We start from the raw sequence: 24477 nt of genomic DNA, 5'->3' as shown, positions 1-24477 counted from the left end.
TTCAGCCGTCGAAGCGCGGGAAGGCTCCACGTCCGGCATAGCGGGCGGCATCGCCGAGCTGCTCTTCGATGCGCAGCAGCTGGTTGTACTTGGCAACGCGTTCGGACCGTGCCGGAGCACCGGCTTTGATCTGGCCGGCGTTCGTTGCCACGGCCAGGTCGGCGATCGTCGTGTCCTCGGTTTCGCCTGAACGGTGCGAGATCATCGTCGTGTAGCCGTTGGTCTGTGCCAGCGAAACCGCATCGAGGGTCTCTGTCAGGGTGCCGATCTGGTTGACCTTGACGAGCAGCGAGTTGGCGGTGCTCGTGTCGATGCCGCGCTGGAGACGCTCGGGATTCGTCACGAACAGATCGTCGCCGACGAGCTGAACCTTTGAGCCGATGGACTCGGTCAGGGTGGCCCAACCTTCCCAGTCGTTCTCGTCGAGTGGATCTTCGATGGACACCAGCGGGTACTTGGCGAGCAGACCCTCGTAGTATGCGGCCATGTCCTGCGCCGACTTCTTCTCGCTTTCGAACTCGTAGGCACCCTCGGAGTAGAACTCGGAAGAGGCCACATCGAGTGCCACCGCGATATCGCGGCCCGGACGGTGCCCGGCCAGTTCGATGGCCTCGAGGATGAGGTCGAGTGCCGCGGCGTTGGAGTCGAGGTTCGGTGCGAACCCACCCTCATCGCCGAGCCCGGTCGACAGGCCGCGCTCCTTGAGCACGCCCTTGAGCGCGTGATAGACCTCAACACTCCACTGCAGACCCTCGTGGAAGCTGGCCGCGCCGATCGGGGCGATCATGAATTCCTGGATGTCGACGTTGGAATCGGCATGCGATCCACCGTTGAGGATGTTCATCATCGGAACGGGCATGACGTGGGCATTCGGTCCGCCCAGGTAGCGGTACAGCGGCAGGTCCGCAGACACCGCGGCCGCACGAGCCACTGCCAGCGAGGTGCCCAGGAGGGCATTGGCGCCCAGGCGGGACTTGTTCTCGGTTCCGTCGAGTTCGATCAGGGCCTGGTCGACCAGACGCTGATCATCGCTTTCGAGGCCGACGATGACTTCGTGGATCTCGTCGACGACTGCGTCAACAGCACTGGTGACGCCTTTGCCCAGGTAACGTTCCGGGTCTCCGTCGCGCAGCTCAACGGCTTCGAACTCACCGGTGGAGGCACCGGACGGGACACCGGCACGACCGACGGATTCGTCGGCCAACAGCACTTCCACCTCAACGGTGGGATTTCCCCGGGAATCCAGGATTTCACGGGCGTTTGCGGCAACGATCTCAGCCACTGATTACTCCTTCGCAATTGGTTTCACATGGGGAACATGTGCCTGCAGGACAGCTTAATGCACCGGCGGACCGAGCTCATTCTCAGTCCCGGATGGCCTCTTCCCTGTCAGCAGTCGTCAACAGCTGTTCGCGCAGCTTATCCGGGCTCGCCGGATCCATTCCATGCTCGAGCAGATAGGCTTCGACACCGTTCTCGCCAAATTCTGCGTCGATGGAGTCGAGGATCTTCGCCATGAGTTCCGGCGGTGCTGCTGTTGCCGTCTCGGCGAGGTTGCCGGAGATTCCGGCGTCGGCGAAATTCCGGGTGATGTTCTCGAGGAATCCTCCCGACAGATGCTCGGAGGTGATCGCGTAGTCCTCGAGGATCTCATGACGCCCGACGCCGAGGAGTGCGAGGATGAAGGCGGCGACCATGCCGGTCCGGTCCTTGCCGGCAGAGCAGTGGAAGACGACTCCGCGTTCGCAGTTTCGCGCAACGACATCAACGGCCTTGGCCAGTCGCGTTCCGAAATGACTGATCATCAGCTCGTAGATCTTACTCAGCGAGCGATCGGAGAGATCCATTCCGGTCGCCTCGGCGGCCTCTCGCATCTCCTCGCGGCTGAGCTGCTTCTCAGGGAAGAAGTGATCGTCGAAGATGGGCAGCTCGATGTGCTCCACGTCGAGTCCCTCGAGTGCGTCGGGCAGCTTGGATCGCTCCCCGACGTCGCGCAGATCGACGACGGTTCTGATGCCGAGTGCTCTGATGTCGGCCCGCGATCTGTCTGTCAGTTGAGCGATACCGTCGGACCGGAAGACTTTCCCCTTTTCGACGCTCGACTCCCCCGCCGAGGTGGGCGATCCTCCGAGGTCACGGAAGTTGAATGTGCCTTCGATATCGATGCGATCCAAGCTCACTGATTCGTGTCTTTCTGCTGTTTCTCTTCTGTTTTGATCCGGCGGTATTCGGCCTCGACGTCTTCGAGGGAAGCCATGTGCTCATCACTGGCGCCCTCGCCGAAGGCCAGGGGATGACGCCGGATGAGTTTTGCCTCCAGCCCTTCGATGATCATCCCCAGCGTGTGCCCGTAGGGGGCGGAAGCACTCTCGTCCAGCAGCGCGGAGTGGAAGAGCACCTGGTAGAAGACATCGCCGAGTTCTTCGACGACGGCGGCGCGGTGGTCCGGATTCGAATCAGCTCGGTAGTCTTCGAGTGCTTCGATGAGCTCCTCGGTCTCCTCGCGCGCATACTTCTCGAGGGTTCCGTGATCTTGCCTGCTCGACCACGGGCATCGGCGCCGCAGTGTCGCCATCGCCTCGATCGCGCCCTCGGTTCGAGCACCGATGACGCCCGTTGTCTCTGCCTGCTCCACTGTCGTGACACCTTCCGATTCCTGCACCGCTGTGACGGCTCGACACACTACGAGGGTCGAACAATAAGAATGACCCCCACCGCAGGCGCGATGGGGGTCGAATTCTGCATTACTTGCTGAACTTGTCCTTGACGCCCTTGCCGAGGTCCTTGACCTTCTCGCCGACCTGCTTGGTCTTGCCCTTGAGCTGGTCCGCGGAGCCCTCAGCCTTGAGCTCGTCATCGCCGGTCATGTCGCCGACTGTCTCCTTGGCCTTACCGGAGAATTCTTCAGTCTTGTTGTCGAACTTGTCGTCAAAACCCATGGTGTCTCTCCTTAAATCTCACGGTACGTCTGTACTCGTATTCGCACTCTACGCCAGGAACGGCGGAAGAATGTGAACTCTCAGAATACGTGCAGATTCGTTCTGCGTCGATCAGATCGGTTGACTCATTACGGCCTTTTCGGATTCCGACCCCGGCCTCAGACGCCGGCTTCGACGACCTCAGAGACGACGACTGGGACGATCGCGTCGAGGAACTGGTGGGCCCAACGCAGGATATCGGAATCCGTCATCTCCTTCGCATCGAAGCCGTTTCCGGTCATCGGCTTGGGCACGAGCACCGACCGGATCGCGGGCTTGAGCAGAGACTTCGGGTACAGACGTTTGAGGCGCACGAGCTGCGAATCCTCGAGCTCGAGCGGACCGAAGCGCACGAAGTTGCCTTGGACGACGATGTCGTTGATGCCCGAGGCTTTGGCCCTGATCCGCAGTCTGGCGACATCGGCGAGCACACCCACGGCCTCCGGGTAGGGTCCGTACCGGTCGACGAGTTCGTCGAGGACTTCCTGCAGTTCGCTCTCGTTCGCCGCGGCAGCCAGTTTCCGATAGGCCTCGAGCCGCAGCCGTTCGTGGTCGACGTACTCTGCCGGCAGGTGTGCGTCGACGGGCAACTCGATGCGCATATCTGCTTCGGGCTCAGTGTCCTCACCGCGGAAGTTCGCAACGGCCTCCCCCACAAGCCGCACGTAGAGGTCGAATCCGACCCCTTCGATCTGTCCGGACTGCTGTCCGCCGAGGAGGTTGCCGGCACCACGGATCTCGAGGTCCTTCATGGCCACCTGCATGCCGGCGCCGAGCTCTGTGTGGGCGGCCAGCGTAGTCAGACGGTCGTGGGCTGTCTCCGTGAGCGTCGTGTCTGCCGGGTAGAGGAAATAGGCATAGGCCCGTTCCCTGCCGCGACCAACCCGGCCGCGCAGCTGGTGCAGCTGGGAGAGTCCGAAGCGATCAGCGTGATCGATGATGAGCGTGTTGGCGTTGGAGATGTCGATGCCGGTCTCGACGATCGTCGTGCACACGAGCACGTCGAACTTCTTCTCCCAGAAGTCGACGATGACCTGCTCCAGGCGCTGTTCGTTCATCTTTCCGTGGGCAATCGCAATCCTGGCTTCGGGAACGAGTTCGGCGATGTGGCCGGCCACGGATTCGATGTCCTTGACTCTGTTGTGGATGTAGAAGACCTGACCCTCGCGCATGAGTTCACGACGGATCGCGGCCTTGATCTGCTTGTCTTCCTTCTTACCCACGTAGGTCAGCACCGGATGGCGCTCCTCGGGCGGGGTGGCCAAGGTCGACATCTCTCGGATGCCGGTCACGGCCATCTCCAGGGTCCTCGGGATAGGCGTTGCCGACATCGCGAGCACGTCGACGTTCGTGCGCATCGCCTTGAGCGTCTCCTTGTGTTCGACGCCGAAGCGCTGCTCCTCGTCGATGATGACCAGGCCCAGGCTCTTGAACCTCACCTCGCCGCTGAGCAGGCGGTGCGTGCCGATGACGAGGTCGAGCTTGCCAGCAGCCAGATCTTCGACGACCTTGTCCGATTCCTTCTTCGTCTGGAACCGAGAGAGCGCACCGACGGTGACGGGGAAGCCCGAGTAGCGTTCGGCGAAGGTTTCGAAGTGCTGCTGGACGAGCAGAGTCGTGGGCACCAGCACAGCGACCTGCTTGCCGTCCTGGATCGCCTTGAATGCCGCTCGGACTGCGATCTCAGTCTTACCGTAGCCGACGTCGCCGCAGATCAGACGGTCCATTGGGACTGCCTTCTCCATATCGCCCTTGACCTCGTCGATGGTCGTGAGCTGGTCGGCGGTCTCCACGTAGTGGAAGGCGTCTTCGAGTTCGCGCTGCCATGGTGTGTCCGGGCCATAGGTGTGGCCGACGGTGGCCTGTCGGGCCGAATAGAGACGGACGAGTTCACCGGCGATCTCCTTGACCGCCTTCCTGGCCTTGGCTTTCGTCGTCGACCAGTCGGAGCCGCCCATCTTGTTCAGGGTCGGGCTCTCCCCACCGACGTAGCGGCTGACCTGGTCGAGGGCATCGCTGGGCACGTACAGTCGGTCACCGGGCTGACCGCGTTTGGCCGGGGCGTATTCGACGATGAGATATTCGCGGGTGTGCTTGTTCGCACCCTTGCCGGTGGTGCGCTGGGTCATCTCGATGAACTTGCCGACGCCGTGCTGGTCGTGGACGACGAAGTCCCCGGGCGCCAGGTTGAGCGGGTCCACCTGGTTGCGTTTGCGCCGGGTGGGCAGGCGCCGCATGTCCCTCGTCGAGGTGGCTGCCGCGCGTCCGAGCACTTCGGCTTCGGTGAGCACGGCCAGTTTGAGGTCGTCGAAGACGAATCCTCCGAAGGGCGCGGCCGTGGTGACGGTCACCAGAGCATCGGCGATGTCCGTCGGGTCGTCGACGAAGGTCGCGGGCACCCCAGCCTCCGAGAACACCTCGACCATCCGCTGGCCCGGTCCCTGTCCTTCGGTGAGCACGAGGATGCGCCACCTGTCGTGGATGAGTCCCTTGACATCGGCGAGGATCGCCTCGACGTCACCGGCATATCCCCGAGGTGCGCGAGCCGGAACGGAGAACAGATTCTCCGCGGGTGAGACGAGCTCTTCGTCGGTGGCGAATCCGCCGAGCTCCCACCAGGCCAAGCCGATGAGGCGAGCGCCTTCTTCCATCTCTTCCATGGTCCGGAAAGTCGCGGCGGAGAGGTCGATCGGGGATTCGCCGCCGGCTGCGGCTCCTGACCATGCGGCTTCGAGGAATTCGTTCGTCGTCACGACGAGGTCGGCGGCCCTGGCGTGCACACGTTCGGGTTCGGTGATGATGATCTTCGTGGATTCGGGCAGCAGCGCGATAATCGGCTCCATGCCGTCTGCCAGCACCGCCGAGAGTGATTCCATGCCTTCGACGGCGATTCCACCGGCGATCTTGTCGAGCATGTCCGATGCTGCCGGCAGCGTCTGCGACAGCGTGGCCGCTCGTTCCCGGATGGAGTCGGTGAGCAGGAGCTCCCGGCAGGGCGGAGCCGAGAGCTTCAGCGGTTGCGCCTCCGCCTCGGCGGGAATGGATCTCTGGTCGCTGACGGAGAATTCGCGGATCTCATCGATCTCGTCGCCGAAGAATTCGATGCGCAGGGCATGGTCCTCCGTCGGTGGGAAGATATCGACGATGCCACCGCGGACGGCGAATTCGCCTCGGCGGGAGACCATGTCCACGCGTGAGTACGCAAGTTCGGTCAGGCGGTGGGACAGCTGGTCGATCTCGTACTCGTCGCCGACGGCCAACTCCACCGGCTCGATGTCGCCGAGCCCTTTGACCAGCGGCTGCAGGAATGCGCGGACAGGGGCAATGATGAAGGCCAGGTGCCGGTCCGGGCTCGGGTGGGCCAAGCGGTGCAGAATCTGCAGACGCTGCCCGACGGTGTCAGATCGAGGTGAGAGCTTTTCGTGTGGGAGGGTCTCCCAACTGGGGAAGATCGCGATCGAATCCTCGGGCACCCAGTCCGCCAGCGCCCGCGCCAGGTCTTCAGCCTCACGCGTGGTGGCCGTGACGATGAGTTGCGGCGCCGAGGTGGCCGGATCGTTGTCGCCCGACACCAGGGTTCGGCGCAGGATCGATGGCCACAGACCCCTGATCGCATCGATCGTCCCGCCTGCTGTCTCCGGGTCGTTGAACGCTCCGACGAGGTCAGTGATGGTGGAGTTCTGGCGTGTGAGATCGAGTCCTTTGAGCACCATGCAATTCTAAGCCACTGGCCTGACACGAGAAACGGCGGCGACCGTGCTCTGACCGCTCTTCGTGGAAACGTGTGAAGATGAGGTCATGTCCTATCGCACTCTGTTCGCGACTGCGGCGGCCGCGACGCTGTTCCTGTCAGGATGCACCGCTGAAGAGGAAGTCCCCCAACCCGAACGCTGGGATTTCCACACGCGGCCCGACTTGAACCCGCCGAAGATCGACATCGCCGTCAGCTCACAGCAGCCCGAGGAAGACAATGACCTCGAGACGTTCCTCGCTCCCAAGGGACACACCGCCGATGACGGGGAATCCTGGGTCGGCGGGCTCATCCTCGACTCAGACGGAGAACCGGTCTGGATCCGACAGGGATCGGGCCAGATGTGGGACCTCCGGGTGCAGGAATACAGGAACGAACCCGTCCTCACCTGGTGGGAGGGAATGGCAGAGACGCCCGAAACAGCTGGCGAAGTCGTCATGCTCGACGACAGCTACAACGAGATCGCACGTGTCGGCATGGGCGGGGACCTCGCCCACAAAACCGCTGATCTGCACGAGACGACGATCACAGACGATGGAACGATGCTCCTCCTCTCCTATATCAAGACGCAGTCAGACCTCAGCTCCGTCGGCGGCGCGAAGGACGGCTGGGCCTGGGAAGGAGTGGTCCAGGAGGTCGACATCGCCTCCGGTGATCCCGTTGTCGAATGGCGATCACTCGACGACGTTCCCGTCGACCAGACGCAGTCGAAGCTCAAAGACGACGAAGGCACCGAAGAGGAGCCCTTCGACTACATCCATCTGAACTCGGTGTCCGTCGACGACGATGGTGATTCGCTGCTCGTCTCCGCCCGCAACACACATGCGATCTATCAGCTGGATCGCAAGAGCGCCGACGTGAATTGGGTGCTGGGCGGGTCTGCCAGCGACTTCGAGATGGGCGAGGGAGCTGCCTTCGCCTGGCAGCATGACGCCGTCCGCCGCGACGACGGCATGATCACCCTCTTCGACAACCATGCTGCACCCCGCCTCGGCGATACCAGAGGTCTGCGCCTCGACGTCGATGAGGAAGCGCACAAGGCCAGCGTCGACACCGAGTACCCGGCCCCCGATGATCGCTCATCGGGAAGCCAGGGCAATCTGCAGGAACTCGACAACGGCAATGTGTTCATCGGCTGGGGCTCCGAACCGTACTTCTCGGAGTTCACCAATGATGGCAAGCTGCTCTACGATGCCACGTTCACGGGCGGATCGAACTACAGGGCCTATCGCTTCGACTGGCAGGCGACTCCGTCAGCACCGCCCACCGCGACGAAATCTGAACCCGGTGAGGGCATCACACGAGTGCACATGAGCTGGAACGGAGCCAGCGACGTCGCGGGCTGGCGCATCCTCAGCGGCGACAGCGAGGAGCAGCTCGAGGAGACCGCAGTCGTCGATCGCACGGGGTTCGAAACCGCGGCCGACATCACCCCCGCCGGCTCCCGGATCGTCGTCGAGGCCGTGAACGAGGACAAGGAACGCATCGGCAGCACAACCGTGAACTGAGGCACCGGAGATCTCAAGACTGTAACGGGACTAACGGATCGGACACGATTGCCCGCAGACCCCGATTCTTCGGGGTTCTCCAAGCTTCATCACCGACAATTGGGACATGAGTTCCAACCAGTCCCCTCGCTTCACCCCCGAAGAATCCCAGTTCATCTTCGGCAACGGTTCAACAACCCCCGATTCGCCCAGGTCAGGCGGCCGCCCACCCGCAGGCCAGCCCAAAGTCGCCAATCTGCGGACCACTGTCAGCCGCGATCACAGGCTCTCGCGCTTCGTCCCTGTCCTCGTCCTGCTGGCGATCATGTGGGCCATTGAGATCGTCGACACCGTCCTGCCCGTCGATCTCGACATGTTCAGTCTGGCCTCCTGGACCCCGCTGTCCCTCTACGGAGTGGTGACGTCTCCCCTCCTGCACTCGGGATTCGGGCACCTCATGGCCAACACGTTCCCCTTCCTCATCCTCGGGCTGTGCATCGCCGTCGAGGGGGCACGCCGCTTCTGGCTCGTCACCGTCATCACTGCCGTCGTCTCCGGGCTCGGCGCCTGGCTGACGACGCTGCCGGTGGGCCAGCACGTCGTCGGCGCCTCGGGCATCGTCTTCGGCTTCTTCGCCTACCTGGCGGTGCGCACCTGGTTCACCGAGGATGTGCTCCGCAAGATCGTCTACTTCGCCATCGGGTTCTTCGTCTTCATCACCTACGGCGCGTCCATGATCTTCGGACTGCTGCCGCAGGATAACGGGATCTCCTGGCAGGGGCATCTGTTCGGCTTCGCGGGAGGCATCCTCGCCGCCTGGCTCATCCACCGCAAGCGTCCGGGCTCCGCGGCGCAGAAGCGACCTGCCGCCGAGCGGTGACGTGTTCCTCAGCGGTGACCGTCATCCTCATTTCGAGTGGTATTCGAGCTGAACCTTCTCGAGGCCGTCGACGATGTACATCTCGACGGCGTCTGCGATATCCGAGATGAAGATCGGCAGCGTGGCGCGTTCGTCCTTGGAGAAGGGCTTGAGCACGTAGTCTGCGGTGTCCTGACGTCCCATGGGCCGGCCGACGCCGGCGCGGATGCGGGGATAGTTCTTCGTCCCCAGCCCAGAGGTCATCGACCGCAGTCCGTTGTGTCCGCCCTCTCCCCCACCGACCTTGGCCTTGATCGTGTCGAAGGCGATGTCCACATCGTCGTGGACGGCGATGATCCGGTCGGTGTCAATCGAGTAGAAATCGGCGAGCTGCCTGACCGGCCCACCGGATTCGTTCATAAACCCCGTCGATGTCGCGAGCACCACTCGCGGCCCGGGAACTCCGGGGACTGAACCTATGGGCAGTCGAGATGTGCCGACGTTGGAGCGCAGTTTGGTCCGTGTCAGATTGACGCCGATGCGATGTGCGAGTTCGGCAATGACCATCTGCCCGATGTTGTGTCTCGTCGATTCGTATTTGGGGCCGGGATTGCCCAAGCCGAAGACCAGCCATGCTTCGTTCGTCATCGTCGTCATTCGCTCATTCTCTCTCGCTGCTCATCGAGACCACCCGATCAGCCGGGAACTCTTGCACTCTATGTGCTCATAGAACGAATTCGGTGGGCCGTTTCTTCAACGACCCACCGAATTCACATCTCAGGCTGTGCCCAGAAGCTGGGCGCAGACGGAAGAAGTCGAGGTCACTCGTCCTCGGACTTCTCCTCTGCCGCTTCCTCGGTCGACTCGTCGGTCGACTCGTCGTCGGTCTCGTCTGCATCCGACTCGGTGTCCATCTCGGCCTCTTCCGAGACGTTGACGACGAGAAGTTCGGTATCGGCAGCGAGCTCGACGCCCGAGGCCAATTCGATCTGTCCGGCCAGAACGTGCTCGCCGGCGGCGCGCCCGTCGACGGTGACCTCGATGTACTCAGGCAGCTTGGTGGCGTCTGCCTTGATGAGGAGCGTCGACTCTTCCTGCTGCACCATGGTGCCGGGAACGGCTTCGCCGATGATGTGGACAGGAACGTCGACCTCGACCTTTTCGCCGCGCTTGACGATGATCAGGTCAAGGTGCTCGATCTGACGGGTGACCGGGTCGGTCTGCACGTCGCGAGCGATTGCGAGAACGTTCTTGGCACCATCGGTGCTTTCGATCTCGAAGAGGGCGTTGGCGTGCTTGAGGGCCATCATGGTGGCGTGGCCGTCAATCGAGATGTGCACAGGATCTCCGCCGTGTCCGTAGACGACTGCAGGGATGCGTCCTGCGCGGCGGGTCCGGCGGGCAGCGCCCTTGCCGAATTCATTGCGGGGTTCGGCGATGAGTTTGAAGTCAGCCATTTTCTCTCCTTCGTGGTGAACTTATCTTGCAAGCACCACGGCGAAACAGCCTTCAACCGCACTGTCGCTGGCTCAATTCGGCTCCGAAGGGCCGGTCAGCGCTGTGGGTCAGGACCGCGTCGATAACGGAAACATGTGTTTCCCTCGCCGAGGCAACCCTACGATTCTATGCCACCGTCGTCGGTGGCGCCAAGTCGGGCGGTCACAGCCTCGGCGCAGGCGTCGATGCCTGACTCCGTCAGCAGGATGTCGTAATGGTTCGTACCGGGCACCTCGACAACGGTCAGATCCTCCCACCGCTGCTGGTAGGAGGCGACGAGTTCCGGTGGGTAGAGACCGGGCTCGGATGCGATGAGGTCACGCTCAGCGAAGAGGAACGTCACCTCGGCCTGGCGCCGCTGGCTGCTCATGATCTGGGCGAGCGCGTTCCGGAAGGCACCGCCGGTGTACATGTCCGCCGAGTCGGCCTGCATCGCCTCGATCGACGTCGAGGGTTGGAAGCTGTGGTCGTCCTTGGCCGCGAGATCGTAGACGAAGCTCTCCGAGGCCACTGTGTCGAGGCCGTCGACGAAGGCAGGATGAGCGGCGAAGAATGCAAGGTACTCTTCGACCGACCCGAATGACATCGACAGCCGTTCAGACGCGGGTCCGAGCACCGCGGCGATGAGGTGGTCGGTGTCGAGATCGTGGTCGTTGAGATCATCGAGTGCCCCGGTGACCTCGTCTTCCCCGACCTGCGGCACCGGCAGGGGAAGTCCTCCGTCGATGAGGACGGGGCCACGGAAACGATCGGCCACCTCGGCGTCGGAATCGACACCTGCGCCCATACCGGCCAAGGTCATGGCGACGAACCCGCCCATGGAATGTCCGACCAGAGTGACCGGTCCAGGCTCGGCGAAGGTGTTGATGGCGACGAGGACGTCTTCGGCATGGGCCCTCATCCCGAACGGTGGGCCCAGCAGACGGGAGTCAGCACGTCCGCGCAGGTCGGGCCCGATGATGCGCACCCCGGGAAGTGCTGCGACCAGACCGGCGAAGAACAGATGGTTCGAGGTGATGCCGTGGATGACGCAGATGGTGGGGACCCGGCCCGGCCCGTAGGCCACAGGCTCCCAGACGCCGACGGACAGTTCCCCGCCAGAGACGCTGACCCGGTACCGGTTGTAATCATGGGACGACATCGTCACGGTTCCCTTCACTCGGTTGTCTCCAGTGTAGAGCGTCGGTCGAGCCCCCGGCAGGCGATGCTTCCGATGAGACAGATCGAACCCCGAGTCTGAAGATCGGCTCGGGGTTCGATTCGGATGGAACGATCGCGGAAGGTGGCTCAGACCTCGAAGAGGCTGGTGACCGATCCGTCCTCGAAGACCTCGTGCACGGCGCGGGCGATCAGCGGGGCGATCGAGAGCACGGTGAGCTTGTCGAACATCTTGTCCTCGGTCAGCGGCAGCGTGTTCGTCACGATGACCTCCTGCGCCACGGAGTTCGACAGGCGTTCGACGGCCGGTCCGGAGAACACTGCGTGTGTCGAGACGACGATGACTCCGGTGGCTCCGGCGGCCATGCAGGCGTCGGCGGCCTGGACGATGGTCCCGCCCGTGTCGATCATGTCATCGACGAGGACACAGGTTCGGCCCTCGACCTCACCGACGACACGGTTGGCCTTGGTCTCATTCGGTCGTGTGATGTCGCGAGTCTTATGGATGAATGCCAGCGGCACTCCGCCCAGGGAGTTCGACCAGTTCTCGGCGACCTTGATGCGGCCGGCGTCGGGTGAGACCACTGCCAGCTCGGTCGGGTACTTGTCCTTGACGTAGCCGGCGAGGATCGGCATCGCGATGAGGTGGTCGACCGGTCCGTCGAAGTAGCCCTGGATCTGCGCGGTGTGCAGGTCCACGGTGATGATGCGGTCGGCACCGGCCGTCTTGTACAGGTCGGCCACGAGGCGAGCCGAGATGGGCTCACGTCCGCGATGCTTCTTGTCCTGCCTCGCGTAGGGGAAGAACGGTGCGATGACCGTGATCCGCTTGGCCGAGGCGCGTTTGAGTGCGTCGACCATGATGAGCTGTTCCATCAGCCATTCGTTGATCGGTGCACAGTGCGACTGGAGGACGAAGACGTCACAGCCGCGGACCGATTCGGAGAACCGGACGTAGATCTCTCCATTGGCAAAGTTGTAAATGTCAGTGGGGAGAAGTTCCGTCCCCAGGTTCTCAGCGACTTGTTCAGCGAGCTCATTGTTCGCGCGCCCGCTGACCAGGACGAGCTTCTTTTCGCCCGCCGTCGTAATTTCATTCACTTGCCGGTTCCCCTTCAGATGCGGCCTCGGCTGCCTGCGCTGCAGGTGTGCCGGGGCGGTTGCTGACGACCCAGCCCTCCAGGTTACGCTGTGGCGCCACGGTTATGGCAAGCGCTCCCGCAGGGACATCTTTGCGCACCGTTGTGCTCGCACCGGAGTAGGCGCCGTCGCCTACCGTGACAGGGGCAACGTACATGTTGTCCGAGCCCATGCGTGCGTGCTTTCCGACGACGGTGCGGTGCTTTTCGACACCGTCGTAGTTGACGAAGACCGATGCGGCACCGATGTTGGAGCCCTCGCCGATCTCAGCATCGCCGACGTAGGACAGGTGCGGCACCTTCGCGGCCCGTCCGATGTCAGCGTTCTTCGTCTCCACGAAGGTGCCGATCTTTCCGTCCTCGCCGAGGTTGGTCCCAGGTCGCAGGTATGCGAACGGTCCGACTGTGGCGCAGGCTCCCACAACGGCCAGTTCCGAATGGGTGCGCACGACCTGTGCCCCGGCACCCACCTCGGTGTCCTTGAGAGTCGAGTCGGGGCCGACGACGGCACCGGTGCCGATGTCGGTGGCACCCAGGAGCTGGACTCCGGGAAGGATCGTGACGTCCTCACCCAGGGACACGTCCATGTCGATCCACGTGGTGTCGGGGTCGATGATGCTCACGCCGGCGCGCATCCACTTCTCGCAGACGCGGCGGTTGAGCTCCTTGCCGAGATTGGCCAGCTGCACGCGGTCGTTGGCGCCCTCGACCTGCCACAGATCCTGGGTGGCGGTGGCGGCGACGGACTGACCTGCCTCGCGAGAGAATCCGATGACGTCGGTGAGGTACTTCTCACCCTGCGCATTGTCCGTAGTCAGTGAGGCGAGACCGTCCCTCAGCGCCGAGGCGTCGAAGGCGTAGATGCCGGAGTTGATCTCCCGGATGCTGCGCTGGTCATCGCTGGCGTCCTTCTGCTCGACGATGCGCAGCAGGGCTCCGGAGGCGTCGCGGACGATGCGTCCGTAGCCTGTGGGATCGTCCACCTCGGCGGACAGGACCGTGACGGCATTGTGTGAGGACTCGTGGACCTCGACGAGGCTGTTGATCGTGTCAGCAGTCAGCAGGGGCACGTCGCCATAGGTCACGACCACGGTGCCGGAGAGATCGTCGGGCAACTGGGTCAGCGCACATTCGGTGGCGCGGCCGGTGCCGGGAATCTCATCCTGATCGGCGATGAGCACAGTCTGCGTCGAACTGATCGGCAGTGAGTCCAGATGGGACACGAGCTGATCGCGTTCGTGCCTGACGACGACGACTAAGTGTTCGGGAGTGGCTCCTGCCGCTGCCGCGATCGAGTGGTGGAGCAGGGAACGACCGCCGATCGGGTGCAGCACCTTCGGCAGGGTCGACTTCATACGGGTGCCCTGGCCAGCGGCCAGAACGATGACGGCGATGGGTCTGGTCTGCGACATGTGTTGAATCCTTCGCAAGTCGGATTGGGCCAGCTCCGCCCATAGGATTCGAACCTATACCACACGGCTCCAAAGGCCGGCGTGCTGCCATTACACCAGGGCGGAACAGCGTGCACCAGTTGAGGGCCCGCGCTCACGAGACACCATCATGCCACTACGATGAACCGTATGGAAATTCTTCGCGAGATTCTCGTGGCCCTGCATCTGATCGGAATGGCGATCATCGTGGGCGGATATTTCACCCTCATCCGCTCTCCCAAAGTTGCTCCCGGCATGCTGCACGGCGCCTATCTTCAGCTGATCACCGGGCTTCTGCTGATGGGTCTGGCAGAGATGGGCGATGGCGACGTCAACCACATGAAGCTCGGCATCAAGCTCCTCATTGCGATTCTCGTCACCGTCTTCGCATTCATCGGCAATAAGAAGCAGAAGGCCTTCGCCTCCGCACCGGCTGCGGGTGCTGCCCCGGCCGGAGGCGACGCCGACACAGCCGTGGTGAGCGCGGTGAAGAATCCCTCGGCGTCGATGGCTCACCTGGTCTTCGCCGGAGCGATCATCAACGTGCTGGTGGCCGTCTTCGTCCACTGAGGCTCTCGTCCCAGACGATTCCGGCTCCGCCGGCGACCCGTGCATGTGGTCCGGGCCGCTGGCGGAGCTTTTCTCTGCTTATCTGACTGCCCTTTTCTCTGCGTCAGTCGCTGACGGTATCGTTGATCCGGACATGACTGCTGCAGCTGAGAACATCGAAGAAGCCACTCCGGGAGCCGACTCACGTTCGGCCGAACTCCTCACCGGACTCAACCCGCGACAGCGCGAGGCCGTTGCCCATACGGGTTCACCGCTCCTCATTGTGGCGGGGGCCGGTTCGGGTAAGACGACCGTACTGACCAGGCGCATCGCCTATGCTCTGGCCACCGGTCGGGCACACCCCGGCGAGGTCCTGGCGATCACGTTCACCAACAAGGCGGCCAAGGAGATGGCTGAGCGCGTGCGCTCCATCGTCGGACCGGCTTCGCGAGCGATGTGGGTCTCGACCTTCCACTCCTCATGTGTGCGCATCCTCCGCCGTGAGGCCAAGGTGCTGGGCATGAAGACCAACTTCACGATCTACGATGCCCAGGATGCTCAGCGGCTCGTGTCCCAGATCCTCAAAGAACTCGGCATCGACACGAAGAAGTACACGCCTCGGTCGATGCTGCACCGGATCTCCAATCTCAAGAACGACCTGCAGACGCCGGATGACTTCACTCCCCGGCCGAACAACCCCGCCGATGAGGTCCTCGCCGATGTGTTCAGGCGCTACACCTCTCGTCTGCGTCTGGCCAATGCCTTCGACTTCGATGACCTCATTGCCGAGACCGTTCATCTCTTCGGTGCCTTCCCCGAAGTGGCCGATTTCTACCGCAGACGGTTCCGGCACATCCTCGTCGACGAGTACCAGGACACGAACCCGGCTCAATACGCTCTCATCAAGTCCCTGGCCGGCGACGGCGCCGGTGGCGCCACCGGCGCCGAGCTGACCGTCGTCGGTGACGCAGACCAGTCGATCTACGCCTTCCGTGGGGCGACCGTGCGCAACATCGTGGAGTTCGAGAAGGACTTCCCCGATGCGGAGACGATTCTGCTGGAGCAGAACTATCGCTCGACGCAGAACATCCTCGATGCTGCGAACGCTGTGATTTCGAACAATCAGGACCGCAAGGACAAGAAGCTGTGGACCTCGGAAGGCACGGGCGAATCCATCGTCGGCTGGGTAGCGGAGAACGAACAGTCGGAGGCCCGTTTCATCGTCGACCGGGTCGATGAGCTCATCGACGACGAGAAGTACACCTATGGTGACTTCGCCGTCTTCTACCGCACCAATGCTCAGTCCCGCGCCATTGAGGATGCTCTGGTGCGCTCGGGCATCCCGTACAAGGTCGTCGGCGGCACACGATTCTACGAGCGCAAGGAGATCAAGGATGCCCTCGCGTATCTGCGCGTGGTCGCCAATCCAGATGATGATGTGAACCTGCGCCGCATCCTCAACGTCCCCAAACGCTCCATCGGTGACCGTACCGAGGGCATCGTTGCGGACTTCGCCGATCGGGAGGGCATCAGCTTCTACACGGCGCTGGGGCGTCTTGATGAGATCGTCCATCTGTCTGCCCGGGCGAAGACCTCCGTGTCGAAGTTCTACGACCTCATGCGAGATCTGGCAGCCACCGCCGAGGCTGCCCCGCTGTCGCGCGTCATCGAGGCGATTCTCGAGCAGAGCGGTTACCTCGAGTCACTGCAGAAGAGCACGGACCCGCAGGACGAGTCGCGTGTCGACAACCTCGCTGAGCTCGTGGCCGTGGCCGAAGACTTCGTCGCCACGCAGGCCCTCGCTGCAACGGGTGATGACGCTGATGTAGCCGACGCTGAGGCAGAGACAGGAACCGCGGCTGCTTCCGAAGGCGCGTCTGAGGCTGCCTCCGGTGATGCTGAGTCCGAATCGGCTGTGAGCAAGGACGCCGAGGGCGAAGCCCAAGGTGACGGTGGGAGCACCGAGGACGATGCGGATGTGCAGAGTCCAGCGAGTGCTGCGGCCGGCAATTCGTCGATCGAGGCTTTCCTCGAGCAAGTAGCACTGGCCTCCGACACGGATCAGATCCCCGATGCCGAACTGGGACAGGTCACGCTCATGACCCTGCACACAGCGAAGGGCCTGGAGTTCCCGGTCGTCTTCCTCACCGGCCTGGAGGACGGTGGCTTCCCGCATGCCCGTTCCTTCGAGAATCCCAATGAGCTCTCAGAAGAACGTCGTCTTGCCTATGTGGGTCTGACCCGAGCCCGGCAGCGTCTGATCGTCACTCGCGCGGAGACGCGCAGCATGTGGGGGCAGCCGCAGTACAACCCGCCGAGCCGGTTCCTCGCCGAGATTCCCGAGAACCTCATCGAATGGGAGAACACCGGCAGCTTCTCATCCAGCCTCGGCGGCGGCTTCTCGTCCGGCGGCTACAGCGGAGGCGGCCATGGCTACAGCGGCTCGAGCGGCGGCGGATTCGGTTCTTCTCGAGGATCGGGCGGTTCGTCTCGCTCACGCTCAGGGTCCGCGAGCTCCTCGTCTCCTGTGGCTGGTTTCCCGAATCGGATCCGGCCCAACCGAGAGGTCATCACCGTGTCGGTGGGCGAGAAGGTCTCACACGAGTCCTTCGGCCTCGGCACCGTGACAGAGGTCAACGGCGTCGGAGACAAGACTGTCGCGGTCGTCGATTTCGGCTCTCTGGGAACGAAGCGCCTCCTGCTGCGCTATGCCCCCATCGAAAAGCTCGGCTGAGGTTACCGCGACAGGGAGAGACCCACTCGCGCACTTTCGTCCGACTGCCGGGCTGCCGGGCTGCCGGGCTGCCGGGCTGCCGGGCTGCCAACCATACGGTTCGCCGGCCCGCAGACATAAATGAAGCGCCGAGGTGAAAATACATTCACCTCGGCGCTTCTCCATGCCAGACGCGGCGATGGAGCTAAAAGTCAGTCGTTGCCAAGTTTTCCGTCGACTCCGTCGCGACCCTGGTTAATCTGGTCTTCGAACTTGCCGCCGGTCTTGTCATTGGCGAAGTCAGTAGCCTTATCAAGACCCTGATCGCTGAACTCTTCACCCTTGTCGCTATTCACGGCGTCCTTGGCTTTGTTTGTCAGATCGTCGAGTCCCATACTGTCTCCCTTCAATGGAAAAGGTTCTTTCGAACCTTCTTACACCACTCACCCTGCCACTTATTATGCTTCGGTGTAACCGAACCTTCGCGTTTCTCAGGGAATGCACAAAGTGACCGTATTTCGACTGCCAGTAGCTTCAGCGTGACTCCGGAACAACGAACGCCAACGCCACGAGAACCAGGGCGAAGAACAGGCCCGTTCCGATGTCGACGCTCTTCGATCGGTTGGTCCAGACCTCGTCCCAGGGCGGGGGCATCGCACGCATCGTCGCGAGCCCCGCCGGCACGACAGCCATGACGATCGCGCCGAGACGGAAGTCGATGATGGTGCATGCGGCCGCAGTCAAGATGCCCAACAGACAGCCCAGGAGAGCCCAGTCGCGGAGTACGGGGTTCGAGTAGCGCCGTTTCCAGTAGATCCAGCGCTTGGCGATCGGGCCTCGCCCGCGCCTGGCATGGCGTGGTGGATGGGCCCTCGTCTTCTCAGTGGAAGAAATGGCGACTCCCGGTCAGGTACATGGTGATCCCCGCCTTCTCGGCCGCTTCGACGACCTCATCATCGCGGATCGAGCCACCCGGCTGCACAATCGCGCTGATACCGGCATCAATGAGGATCTGCAGTCCGTCGGCGAAGGGGAAGAAGGCATCAGAGGCGGCCACGGCGCCGGTGGCCCTCTCCTCCCCTGCACGTTCGACAGCCAGCTTCGCCGAGTCGACTCGATTGACCTGGCCCATGCCTACGCCTACGGACGCGCCGTCCTTGGCCACGAGAATGGCGTTGGACTTCACTGCACGGCAGGCCTTCCAGGCGAATTCCAGATCGGCCAGAACCCCGGCGGTCGCTGCTGCGCCCGCGGCCAGGCTCCAATTCTCCGGGGCATCACCATCGGCCTGGAACGCATCCCGGTCCTGGACGAGGAACCCGCCGGTGATCGGTTTGATCTCCGCTGGTGCGAAGTCGACGTCGCCGAGTTCGAGCAGGCGAAGGTTCTTCTTGCTCGACAGCAGCTCCAGTGCTTCGGCAGAGAAGGAAGGTGCGGCCAGACACTCGGTGAAGATCGGCTTGATCGAGGCAGCCAGCTCGGCGTCGACCTCGCGGTTGGTCGCGATGACACCGCCGTAGGCGGACAGAGAGTCGCATTCGTGGGCTGCCTTGTGTGCGGCGGCCGCAGTATCAGCAACGGCGATTCCGCAGGGGTTGGCGTGTTTGATGATCGCCACTGCCGGACGGTCGAAGTCGAAGGCCGCGCGGATCGCAGCATCGGTGTCCGTGTAGTTGTTGTAGGACATCGCCTTGCCGCCCAGCAGCTTCGCACCGGCGATTCCACGGGTTCCATCGGAATACACTGCCGCTGCCTGATGAGGGTTCTCGCCGTAGCGCAGGTCTCTCAGCTTCTCCCCGGTCACACCGGCGAAAGCGGGCTTGCCCGCGGCCGAGGCTGCATCCTCGGCTTCTGCCGCCTGCGCACCGGAAGTGAGTTCGGTGGCGAACCAGGAAGCAACAGCCGTGTCATAGGCAGCAGTGTGGGCGAAGGCTCGGGCGGCGAAGCCTCGCCTGGCGTCGAGATCGAAGCCCTGTCCCTGTGCCGCTTCGATGACAGCAGGGTAGTCGCTGGGATCGGTGATGACGGAGACACTCGGGTGGTTCTTCGCCGCTGCCCGCACCATGGAGGGTCCACCGATGTCGATCTGCTCGACACAGTCGTCGAAGCCGGCTCCGCTGGCCACGGTTTCGGCGAAGGGGTAGAGGTTGACGATGACGAGGTCGAAGGGCTCGATCTCGAGCTCGTCGAGCTGGCTCATGTGATCCGGCTTGCGCGAATCGGCGAGGATGCCGGCGTGGACTCGCGGGTGCAGTGTCTTCACCCGGCCTTCCAGGCATTCGGGGAATCCTGTCAGCTCTTCGACCTTCGTGACCGCAGCGCCCGCCTCGGCGATCTTCGCTGCTGTCGAACCGGTGGACACGATCTGCACACCGGCGGCTTGCAGTCCGCGGGCCAGGTCCTCCAATCCCGATTTGTCGTAGACGCTGACGAGCGCTCTCTTGATCGCGCGGGTTCCTGTCACAAGTCCTCCTTGAAGGCTCGATTGCCGTTTCGTGCGGTTGGTGTGTGGGTCAGGCTGGGGACGCCGAGGTGGCATATCCGCTGACATGCCGTCCATCGATGATGAGGTCGCTATGGGCGAGGTGGGTCAGGAGGCGGACGAGCTCGGCTCTTTCCTGGGTTTTGATGCGTTCGTGCACCGTGTCTTCCGTGTCCGCGTCGCTGACGGGAACCGCGAACTGGGTGATGATCGGGCCCGTATCGACCCCGGAGTCGACGAGGTGGATGGTGCCTCCGGTGATGCGCACACCGTGGGCCAGCGCATCACGGACTCCGTGGGCGCCGGGGAACGCCGGCAGCAGAGCCGGGTGTGTGTTGATGATCCGGTTGTGAAAGGCCGCGATGAAATCCGGGCCGAGGATCCGCATGAATCCTGCGGAGATCACCCAATCGGGCGATAGGTCTGCGACGGCATCACGCAGGTGGAGGTTCCAGTCCTCGCGACTCGCGCAGTCCTTGGGGCGCACGACGAAAGTGGGGATCGAGTGGGCTTTCGCCCGGTCGAGTACACCCGCCGTCCGCGAATCAGAACCGACCCCGACGATCTCGACTCCACGCTCCGATTCGGCGAATGCGTCGATGACTGCCTGCGTGAGGGTACCCGAGCCGGATGCCAGAAGAACGATGCGCACGGACCCATTCTAACGTTTGAATCATCTGCTGTCGGTCGCGGGCCGAAACAACGCGGGCGCTGACCTCCGTCAAGGCTTTTGTCAGTGGACTGTGACAAACTATTGTCGTGACGTCACCAAACAATACTGAAGAGAAAAGCGCGCCCACTCCCGAAGAGGAGAAGCAGGCCGCACCCGCTCGACACGGCCTGGTCCTGATCCTGCTGATCCTTGCCTCGGTCCTGACGTTCACGTATCCGCTTCCGTTCAAGGTCGCGTCGATCGCATTCGCCATTGCCGCCATCGTGTGGTCGATCCGCTACATCATCGCCGTGGTCAGGACGAAGCAGAAGCGCAACATGTCCCTGGGCATTCTGGGCGGCCTGCTCAGCCTCTACCTCATCTTCTCGACGCTGTCGTCCGTTGTCCTCTGGCCGGTCCAGTCGAAGTATGAGGAGTGCGTGCGCGATGCCATCACGCAGCAGGCCCAACTCTCCTGCACCACGGAATATCAGACCGGCCTCGGTGATTGGTTCAAGCAGCTGACCGGCCAGGAACTGCCAGGAACGAACTGAGGCCTCCGCTGACCGAATCCTCGGTCAGCCTGCTCAGTCTTCGTCTGAATAGTCGGGGCTTTGTTCATCGGCGATGTGGCCGAAGGGCTCGTCGTCGATTCCGTCTTCCTCATCGGCGGCCCTGGTTCCGGCCTGCATATCCGAGAGCCTGGTCAGGAGCAGCCCTCCGGCCATCCCCAGCACCACCCATGCGGTGATGACGAGCGCAGATGTCAGTGGCGAGGGTCCGAACGTCGCAAGGCCCACGGGGCCCATGGCGCCTTGAGCGAAGATCGCAAGGACCTGGAGCGCGACGAAGAGCTTGACTGCCGCGGTGGCCAGCCCGGGCCATGAAGCCAGCATCACCAGACGGGCATGATCTCGCCCGAGGATGACGCTGAGGGTTCCGAGCAGCACGAGCAGCACCGGTGCCGCGTTCGTCCACTCTGGGTAGTCGCCGACGAGCAGCTGGAGCACCGGAACGTGCGGGACTGGTCCTGCCGCAGCATGGAACACCGAGCTCAGCACCCCGTCTCCCACGCTCACGCCTGTGCCTGCGATCCAGGACAATGAGGCGAAGAGGATTCCCGGGGCGAAGAGAATCTGAATGACCAGCAGACCCACACCAGCAGACAGCGGGGAGCTGTAACCCTGCAGCGATTGGGCCAATTCGTCCCACCTCAGCACGATGCCGACTGCGATGACGAGGACCGAGAGGAACGCGGCTCCCCAGAGCAGTCTCTTGACCAGATGGGCCCCGGCATCCCACACCTCGCTGTCGAGATCCTGCAATCGTGGGATGTCGTCGACGCCGCGGACCCACAGGAAGCCGGCAGCCGAGGCGGACAGCAGCATGAGGGCAAGTCGGAGGAAGCCCCATGGTGCCAGCGTCCCCTCCCCCACCACAAGGGCCAATACGCTCAGAGGTACGGCATAGGCGAGGATGTAGGTCGCCAACGCGACGAGAACCTGCCTCCACCAGGATGTGTCCAGGCCATCGGCGTCATCGGGATCTGCTTCTGTGAAGCGCGCGACCAACCGTTTGGCACCTGCGGCGAAGAAGAACCACACGCCCAACGTGACCAGGCTCGGTGCCAGAGAGAAGTCGAAGCCCATCGTCGACACGCTCAGTCCGTGGACGACGCCCCACAGGGCGAACGCCCACTCCGAGATGATCGAATACGGCAGCTGCGAGCCGAGGCCGATGATCCAGAAGACGGTGGCGATGACGAAGGCCGCGGGAACGGCGATGAGGTCGATTCGCAGTGCCTCCAGCAGTCCCAGCAGAACTGGATGGCGATGGGTCCGAGAGTGAGGAGAAGTGTGCATCTCTACCATTTTCGCTGACTCGGCGCCCTCTTCCTGGTATTGACCGCGCGATTCTCTGCAGTGGGAAGTACAATTGCGCCAGGACACGCTTGTAGACAAGAAGGATGCATCCAACGATGAGCAACGGGAACGACGAACCGAATTTCCCGCCACCTCCCAAGAACCCACCCGAGAACAACAGAACGGGATCGGGTTCGGAGACGTCGGCGGACAACAGCACTGGTGATTCGGTGGACACAGGCAGCTCCGGCTCGCAGGCGCCTGCCCGCGGTCCCGAACAGGCTCCATCCTACCGGGATGACCAGGCTCCTCCATTCGCTGCAAACGATCAGCCCAACAGCAAACAGCCTTCCCCGCCCGAGCAGTCACAGCCGCCGCGCCCAGAGGTGCAGCAGGCCAGCTCGAATCAGGCTCCGAACTACAACGGCGGACAACAGCCCGGCAGCCAGCAGCAGCCCGGCCAGTACCAGGGCGGTCAGTATCAGGGCGGTCAGTATCAGGGCGGCGCGCCCTACCCGGGTGGTCCGTACCAGTCGGGCTCGGCACAGAGTTCGCCCTATCAGTCCGGCCAGCCAGGTCAGTCGGCTCAGCCGGGTCAGCCGGGTCAGTCCGGCCAGTACCAGACCGGTTCGGGTCCCAATGGACAGCGGACGGGTTCGGGCCCCGGCCAGTCGCAGGCGATCCCACAGCCGGCTCCGGCTCCTGGATTCGCCGGCTCTGCAGCCACCGCTACGCGTGCCGACGCCACCCCTGAGAAGAAGAAGAGCAGGATGCCTCTCTTCATCGCTCTGGGTGCGGTGGCTCTTGTCATCATTCTCGTCCTCGTCGGGTTCCTCGTGGTCAACACGGTCAACAAGAACAACTACGGCCCCGACAAGGTTGCCGAGGACTACGTATCGGCTCTGAGCAAGGGTGACTTCGCTGCTGCTGAGAAGATCGCGCCCTCGCCTCGTCCGGAGGGAACGAACCTGGACCTCCTGGCCAAGGATTTCACCGACGCGTCCTCGGCGAAGGTCGAGAATGCGAAGGTCGAGTCCTCGAAGGTCGATGGTGACAAGGGCACAGTCGTCGTCTCCTACGATCTCGACGGCACCAAATACAACGTCGAGCTGAAGGCGAAGAAGGACGGCAAACAGGATCTCTTCTTCGACAAATGGTCGCTGACCGGGCCTGCGCTCAACGTCATCGCACTCGACATCCCTGCGTCCGATGGCCTCAGCGTCAATGGCAACGACTACAAGGCGAAGGCGGGCACCACCTCATTCGCGGTATATCCGGGCAACTACGATTTCTCGATCCCCAAGAGCAAATGGGTCAGTGAAGCCAAAGACACTGCAGCGGTGAATTTCCCGCAGGCCTTCGCCCCGGGTGATAAGCCGAACAACGAAGAGGTCGCTCCGACGACGCTCAATCTTGATCTCGCACCGACTGGTGCCTTCCAGAAGGAAGTTCAGAAGCAGGTCGAGAAGGAGCTCAAGAAGTGCTTCGACAACAAGGACATCAAGCCCAAGTGCAAGTTCATCAAGTTCGATCCGACTGAGATCCCTGTCGGCGGCTCCGATAAGAAGCTGGCTGATCTGGCGAAGAAGAACACCGCGAAGTGGGACATGAAGGACATGCCAGAGGTTGAGGCGAGCTTCGGTTCAGGTGACACGAACACCGGTTCGTTCTTCACCAAGAAGCCGGGCAAGTTCGACTTCACTGTGCAGGGCCAGAAGGCTGGTTCCTCGTACTTCTCCAACGGCAACACGCTGTCGGTCTCCGGCAGCGTCAAGATCGACGGGGACAAGCTCTCGGTTGAGTTCTTCGACTTCTGATCCGATTCGTCGATGACGTTCCTCGCCGCTCCCGCCGAGGTGGTCCCACCACAATGAGTACGCGCAGCAAGGAGGGCCTGAGTTCTGCAGAACTCAGGCCCTC

Annotated in this window: 21 protein-coding genes and 1 tRNA gene; 6 read left to right on the top strand and 16 right to left on the bottom strand. The window is 62.8% G+C overall.

The window, feature by feature from the left end:
• Nucleotide 1: 1 nt before the first annotated feature.
• The 5 genes from eno to mfd form a co-directional block, all read right to left on the bottom strand.
• Entirely contained in the window at nt 2-1282 is a 1281-nt protein-coding gene (eno, locus tag JFC13_RS00190; RefSeq protein WP_198395115.1) for a phosphopyruvate hydratase, read from the bottom strand.
• Nucleotides 1283-1364: 82 nt separating this feature from the next.
• Nucleotides 1365-2180, bottom strand: a complete 816-nt coding sequence (locus tag JFC13_RS00185) for a tyrosine-protein phosphatase (protein ID WP_198395114.1) — start codon at nt 2178-2180, stop codon at nt 1365-1367.
• Entirely contained in the window at nt 2177-2635 is a 459-nt protein-coding gene (locus JFC13_RS00180; protein ID WP_332839290.1) for a MazG nucleotide pyrophosphohydrolase domain-containing protein, read from the bottom strand. The genes JFC13_RS00185 and JFC13_RS00180 overlap by 4 nt, the downstream gene beginning before the upstream one ends.
• 109 nt (nt 2636-2744) lie before the next feature.
• Nucleotides 2745-2939, bottom strand: a complete 195-nt coding sequence (locus JFC13_RS00175; RefSeq protein WP_198395113.1) for a CsbD family protein — start codon at nt 2937-2939, stop codon at nt 2745-2747.
• A gap of 158 nt (nt 2940-3097) precedes the next feature.
• Nucleotides 3098-6691 carry a transcription-repair coupling factor gene (gene mfd / locus JFC13_RS00170; protein ID WP_198395112.1) on the bottom strand — a complete coding sequence of 1198 codons (3594 nt, stop codon included), beginning with the start codon at nt 6689-6691 and terminating at the stop codon, nt 3098-3100.
• An 85-nt stretch (nt 6692-6776) separates the two neighbouring features.
• On the opposite strand from mfd, the gene JFC13_RS00165 reads away from it, so the two are divergent.
• Together JFC13_RS00165 and JFC13_RS00160 are read left to right on the top strand one after the other, a co-directional pair.
• Entirely contained in the window at nt 6777-8237 is a 1461-nt protein-coding gene (locus tag JFC13_RS00165) for an arylsulfotransferase family protein (RefSeq protein ID WP_198395111.1), read from the top strand.
• 106 nt (nt 8238-8343) lie between these two features.
• A complete protein-coding gene (locus JFC13_RS00160; protein ID WP_198395110.1) occupies nt 8344-9096 on the top strand; it encodes a rhomboid family intramembrane serine protease in 753 nt (250 codons plus the stop codon).
• Nucleotides 9097-9123: 27 nt separating this feature from the next.
• Here the strand turns inward: JFC13_RS00160 and pth are convergent, their stop codons facing one another.
• The 6 genes from pth to JFC13_RS00130 all read right to left on the bottom strand — a co-directional run bounded on the left by pth (nt 9124) and on the right by JFC13_RS00130 (nt 14386).
• Complete coding sequence (gene pth / locus JFC13_RS00155; RefSeq protein WP_198395645.1) at nt 9124-9723, bottom strand: aminoacyl-tRNA hydrolase; 600 nt, start codon at nt 9721-9723, stop codon at nt 9124-9126.
• Between the two features lie 173 nt (nt 9724-9896).
• Nucleotides 9897-10532: a 50S ribosomal protein L25/general stress protein Ctc gene (locus JFC13_RS00150; protein WP_198395109.1), complete on the bottom strand. Its 636-nt coding sequence runs from the start codon at nt 10530-10532 to the stop codon at nt 9897-9899.
• Nucleotides 10533-10690: 158 nt separating this feature from the next.
• The gene (locus JFC13_RS00145) at nt 10691-11731 is read right to left on the bottom strand and encodes an alpha/beta fold hydrolase (RefSeq protein ID WP_332839289.1); all 1041 of its coding nucleotides are present in this window, start codon (nt 11729-11731) and stop codon (nt 10691-10693) included.
• Between the two features lie 128 nt (nt 11732-11859).
• Nucleotides 11860-12831, bottom strand: coding sequence for a ribose-phosphate diphosphokinase (locus JFC13_RS00140; RefSeq protein WP_198395108.1), 972 nt, complete (start codon nt 12829-12831; stop codon nt 11860-11862).
• Nucleotides 12824-14281, bottom strand: a complete 1458-nt coding sequence (gene glmU, locus JFC13_RS00135) for a bifunctional UDP-N-acetylglucosamine diphosphorylase/glucosamine-1-phosphate N-acetyltransferase GlmU (RefSeq protein WP_198395107.1) — start codon at nt 14279-14281, stop codon at nt 12824-12826. Before glmU ends, JFC13_RS00140 begins: the two co-directional genes overlap by 8 nt.
• Nucleotides 14282-14314: 33 nt before the next feature.
• Nucleotides 14315-14386 (bottom strand) — tRNA-Gln (locus tag JFC13_RS00130).
• A gap of 63 nt (nt 14387-14449) precedes the next feature.
• Between JFC13_RS00130 and JFC13_RS00125 the strand changes: the two genes are divergently transcribed.
• Together JFC13_RS00125 and JFC13_RS00120 are read left to right on the top strand one after the other, a co-directional pair.
• Nucleotides 14450-14869: a hypothetical protein gene (locus tag JFC13_RS00125; protein WP_198395106.1), complete on the top strand. Its 420-nt coding sequence runs from the start codon at nt 14450-14452 to the stop codon at nt 14867-14869.
• Nucleotides 14870-15002: 133 nt separating this feature from the next.
• Entirely contained in the window at nt 15003-17582 is a 2580-nt protein-coding gene (locus JFC13_RS00120; RefSeq protein ID WP_198395105.1) for a UvrD-helicase domain-containing protein, read from the top strand.
• Nucleotides 17583-17773: 191 nt separating this feature from the next.
• On the opposite strand, the gene JFC13_RS00115 is transcribed toward JFC13_RS00120, so the two are convergent.
• The 4 genes from JFC13_RS00115 to purN all read right to left on the bottom strand — a co-directional run bounded on the left by JFC13_RS00115 (nt 17774) and on the right by purN (nt 20695).
• On the bottom strand, nt 17774-17956 hold the full coding sequence (locus JFC13_RS00115) for an antitoxin (RefSeq protein ID WP_198395104.1): 183 nt from the start codon (nt 17954-17956) through the stop codon (nt 17774-17776).
• A 139-nt stretch (nt 17957-18095) separates the two neighbouring features.
• Nucleotides 18096-18305 carry a hypothetical protein gene (locus tag JFC13_RS19170; RefSeq protein WP_232488008.1) on the bottom strand — a complete coding sequence of 70 codons (210 nt, stop codon included), beginning with the start codon at nt 18303-18305 and terminating at the stop codon, nt 18096-18098.
• 136 nt (nt 18306-18441) lie between these two features.
• Nucleotides 18442-20025 (bottom strand): bifunctional phosphoribosylaminoimidazolecarboxamide formyltransferase/IMP cyclohydrolase, encoded by a 1584-nt coding sequence (purH, locus tag JFC13_RS00105; RefSeq protein ID WP_198395103.1) that lies wholly within the window; start codon nt 20023-20025, stop codon nt 18442-18444.
• Nucleotides 20026-20074: 49 nt separating this feature from the next.
• Complete coding sequence (purN, locus tag JFC13_RS00100) at nt 20075-20695, bottom strand: phosphoribosylglycinamide formyltransferase (protein ID WP_198395102.1); 621 nt, start codon at nt 20693-20695, stop codon at nt 20075-20077.
• A 107-nt stretch (nt 20696-20802) separates the two neighbouring features.
• Here purN and JFC13_RS00095 point away from each other — a divergent pair, with 107 nt between their 5' ends.
• Nucleotides 20803-21249 (top strand): hypothetical protein, encoded by a 447-nt coding sequence (locus JFC13_RS00095; protein ID WP_198395101.1) that lies wholly within the window; start codon nt 20803-20805, stop codon nt 21247-21249.
• Between the two features lie 33 nt (nt 21250-21282).
• On the opposite strand, the gene JFC13_RS00090 is transcribed toward JFC13_RS00095, so the two are convergent.
• Nucleotides 21283-22557, bottom strand: coding sequence for a cell division protein PerM (locus tag JFC13_RS00090; RefSeq protein WP_198395100.1), 1275 nt, complete (start codon nt 22555-22557; stop codon nt 21283-21285).
• A 116-nt stretch (nt 22558-22673) separates the two neighbouring features.
• On the opposite strand from JFC13_RS00090, the gene JFC13_RS00085 reads away from it, so the two are divergent.
• Nucleotides 22674-24374 carry a zinc ribbon domain-containing protein gene (locus JFC13_RS00085; protein WP_198395099.1) on the top strand — a complete coding sequence of 567 codons (1701 nt, stop codon included), beginning with the start codon at nt 22674-22676 and terminating at the stop codon, nt 24372-24374.
• Nucleotides 24375-24477: the final 103 nt, after the last annotated feature.

This window comes from Brevibacterium antiquum (assembly GCF_016107655.1).
Classification (GTDB): Bacteria; Actinomycetota; Actinomycetes; order Actinomycetales; family Brevibacteriaceae; genus Brevibacterium; species Brevibacterium antiquum.
The sequence above is the reverse complement of the archived record's forward strand: the minus strand, read 5'-3'. Positions and strand labels throughout refer to the sequence as shown.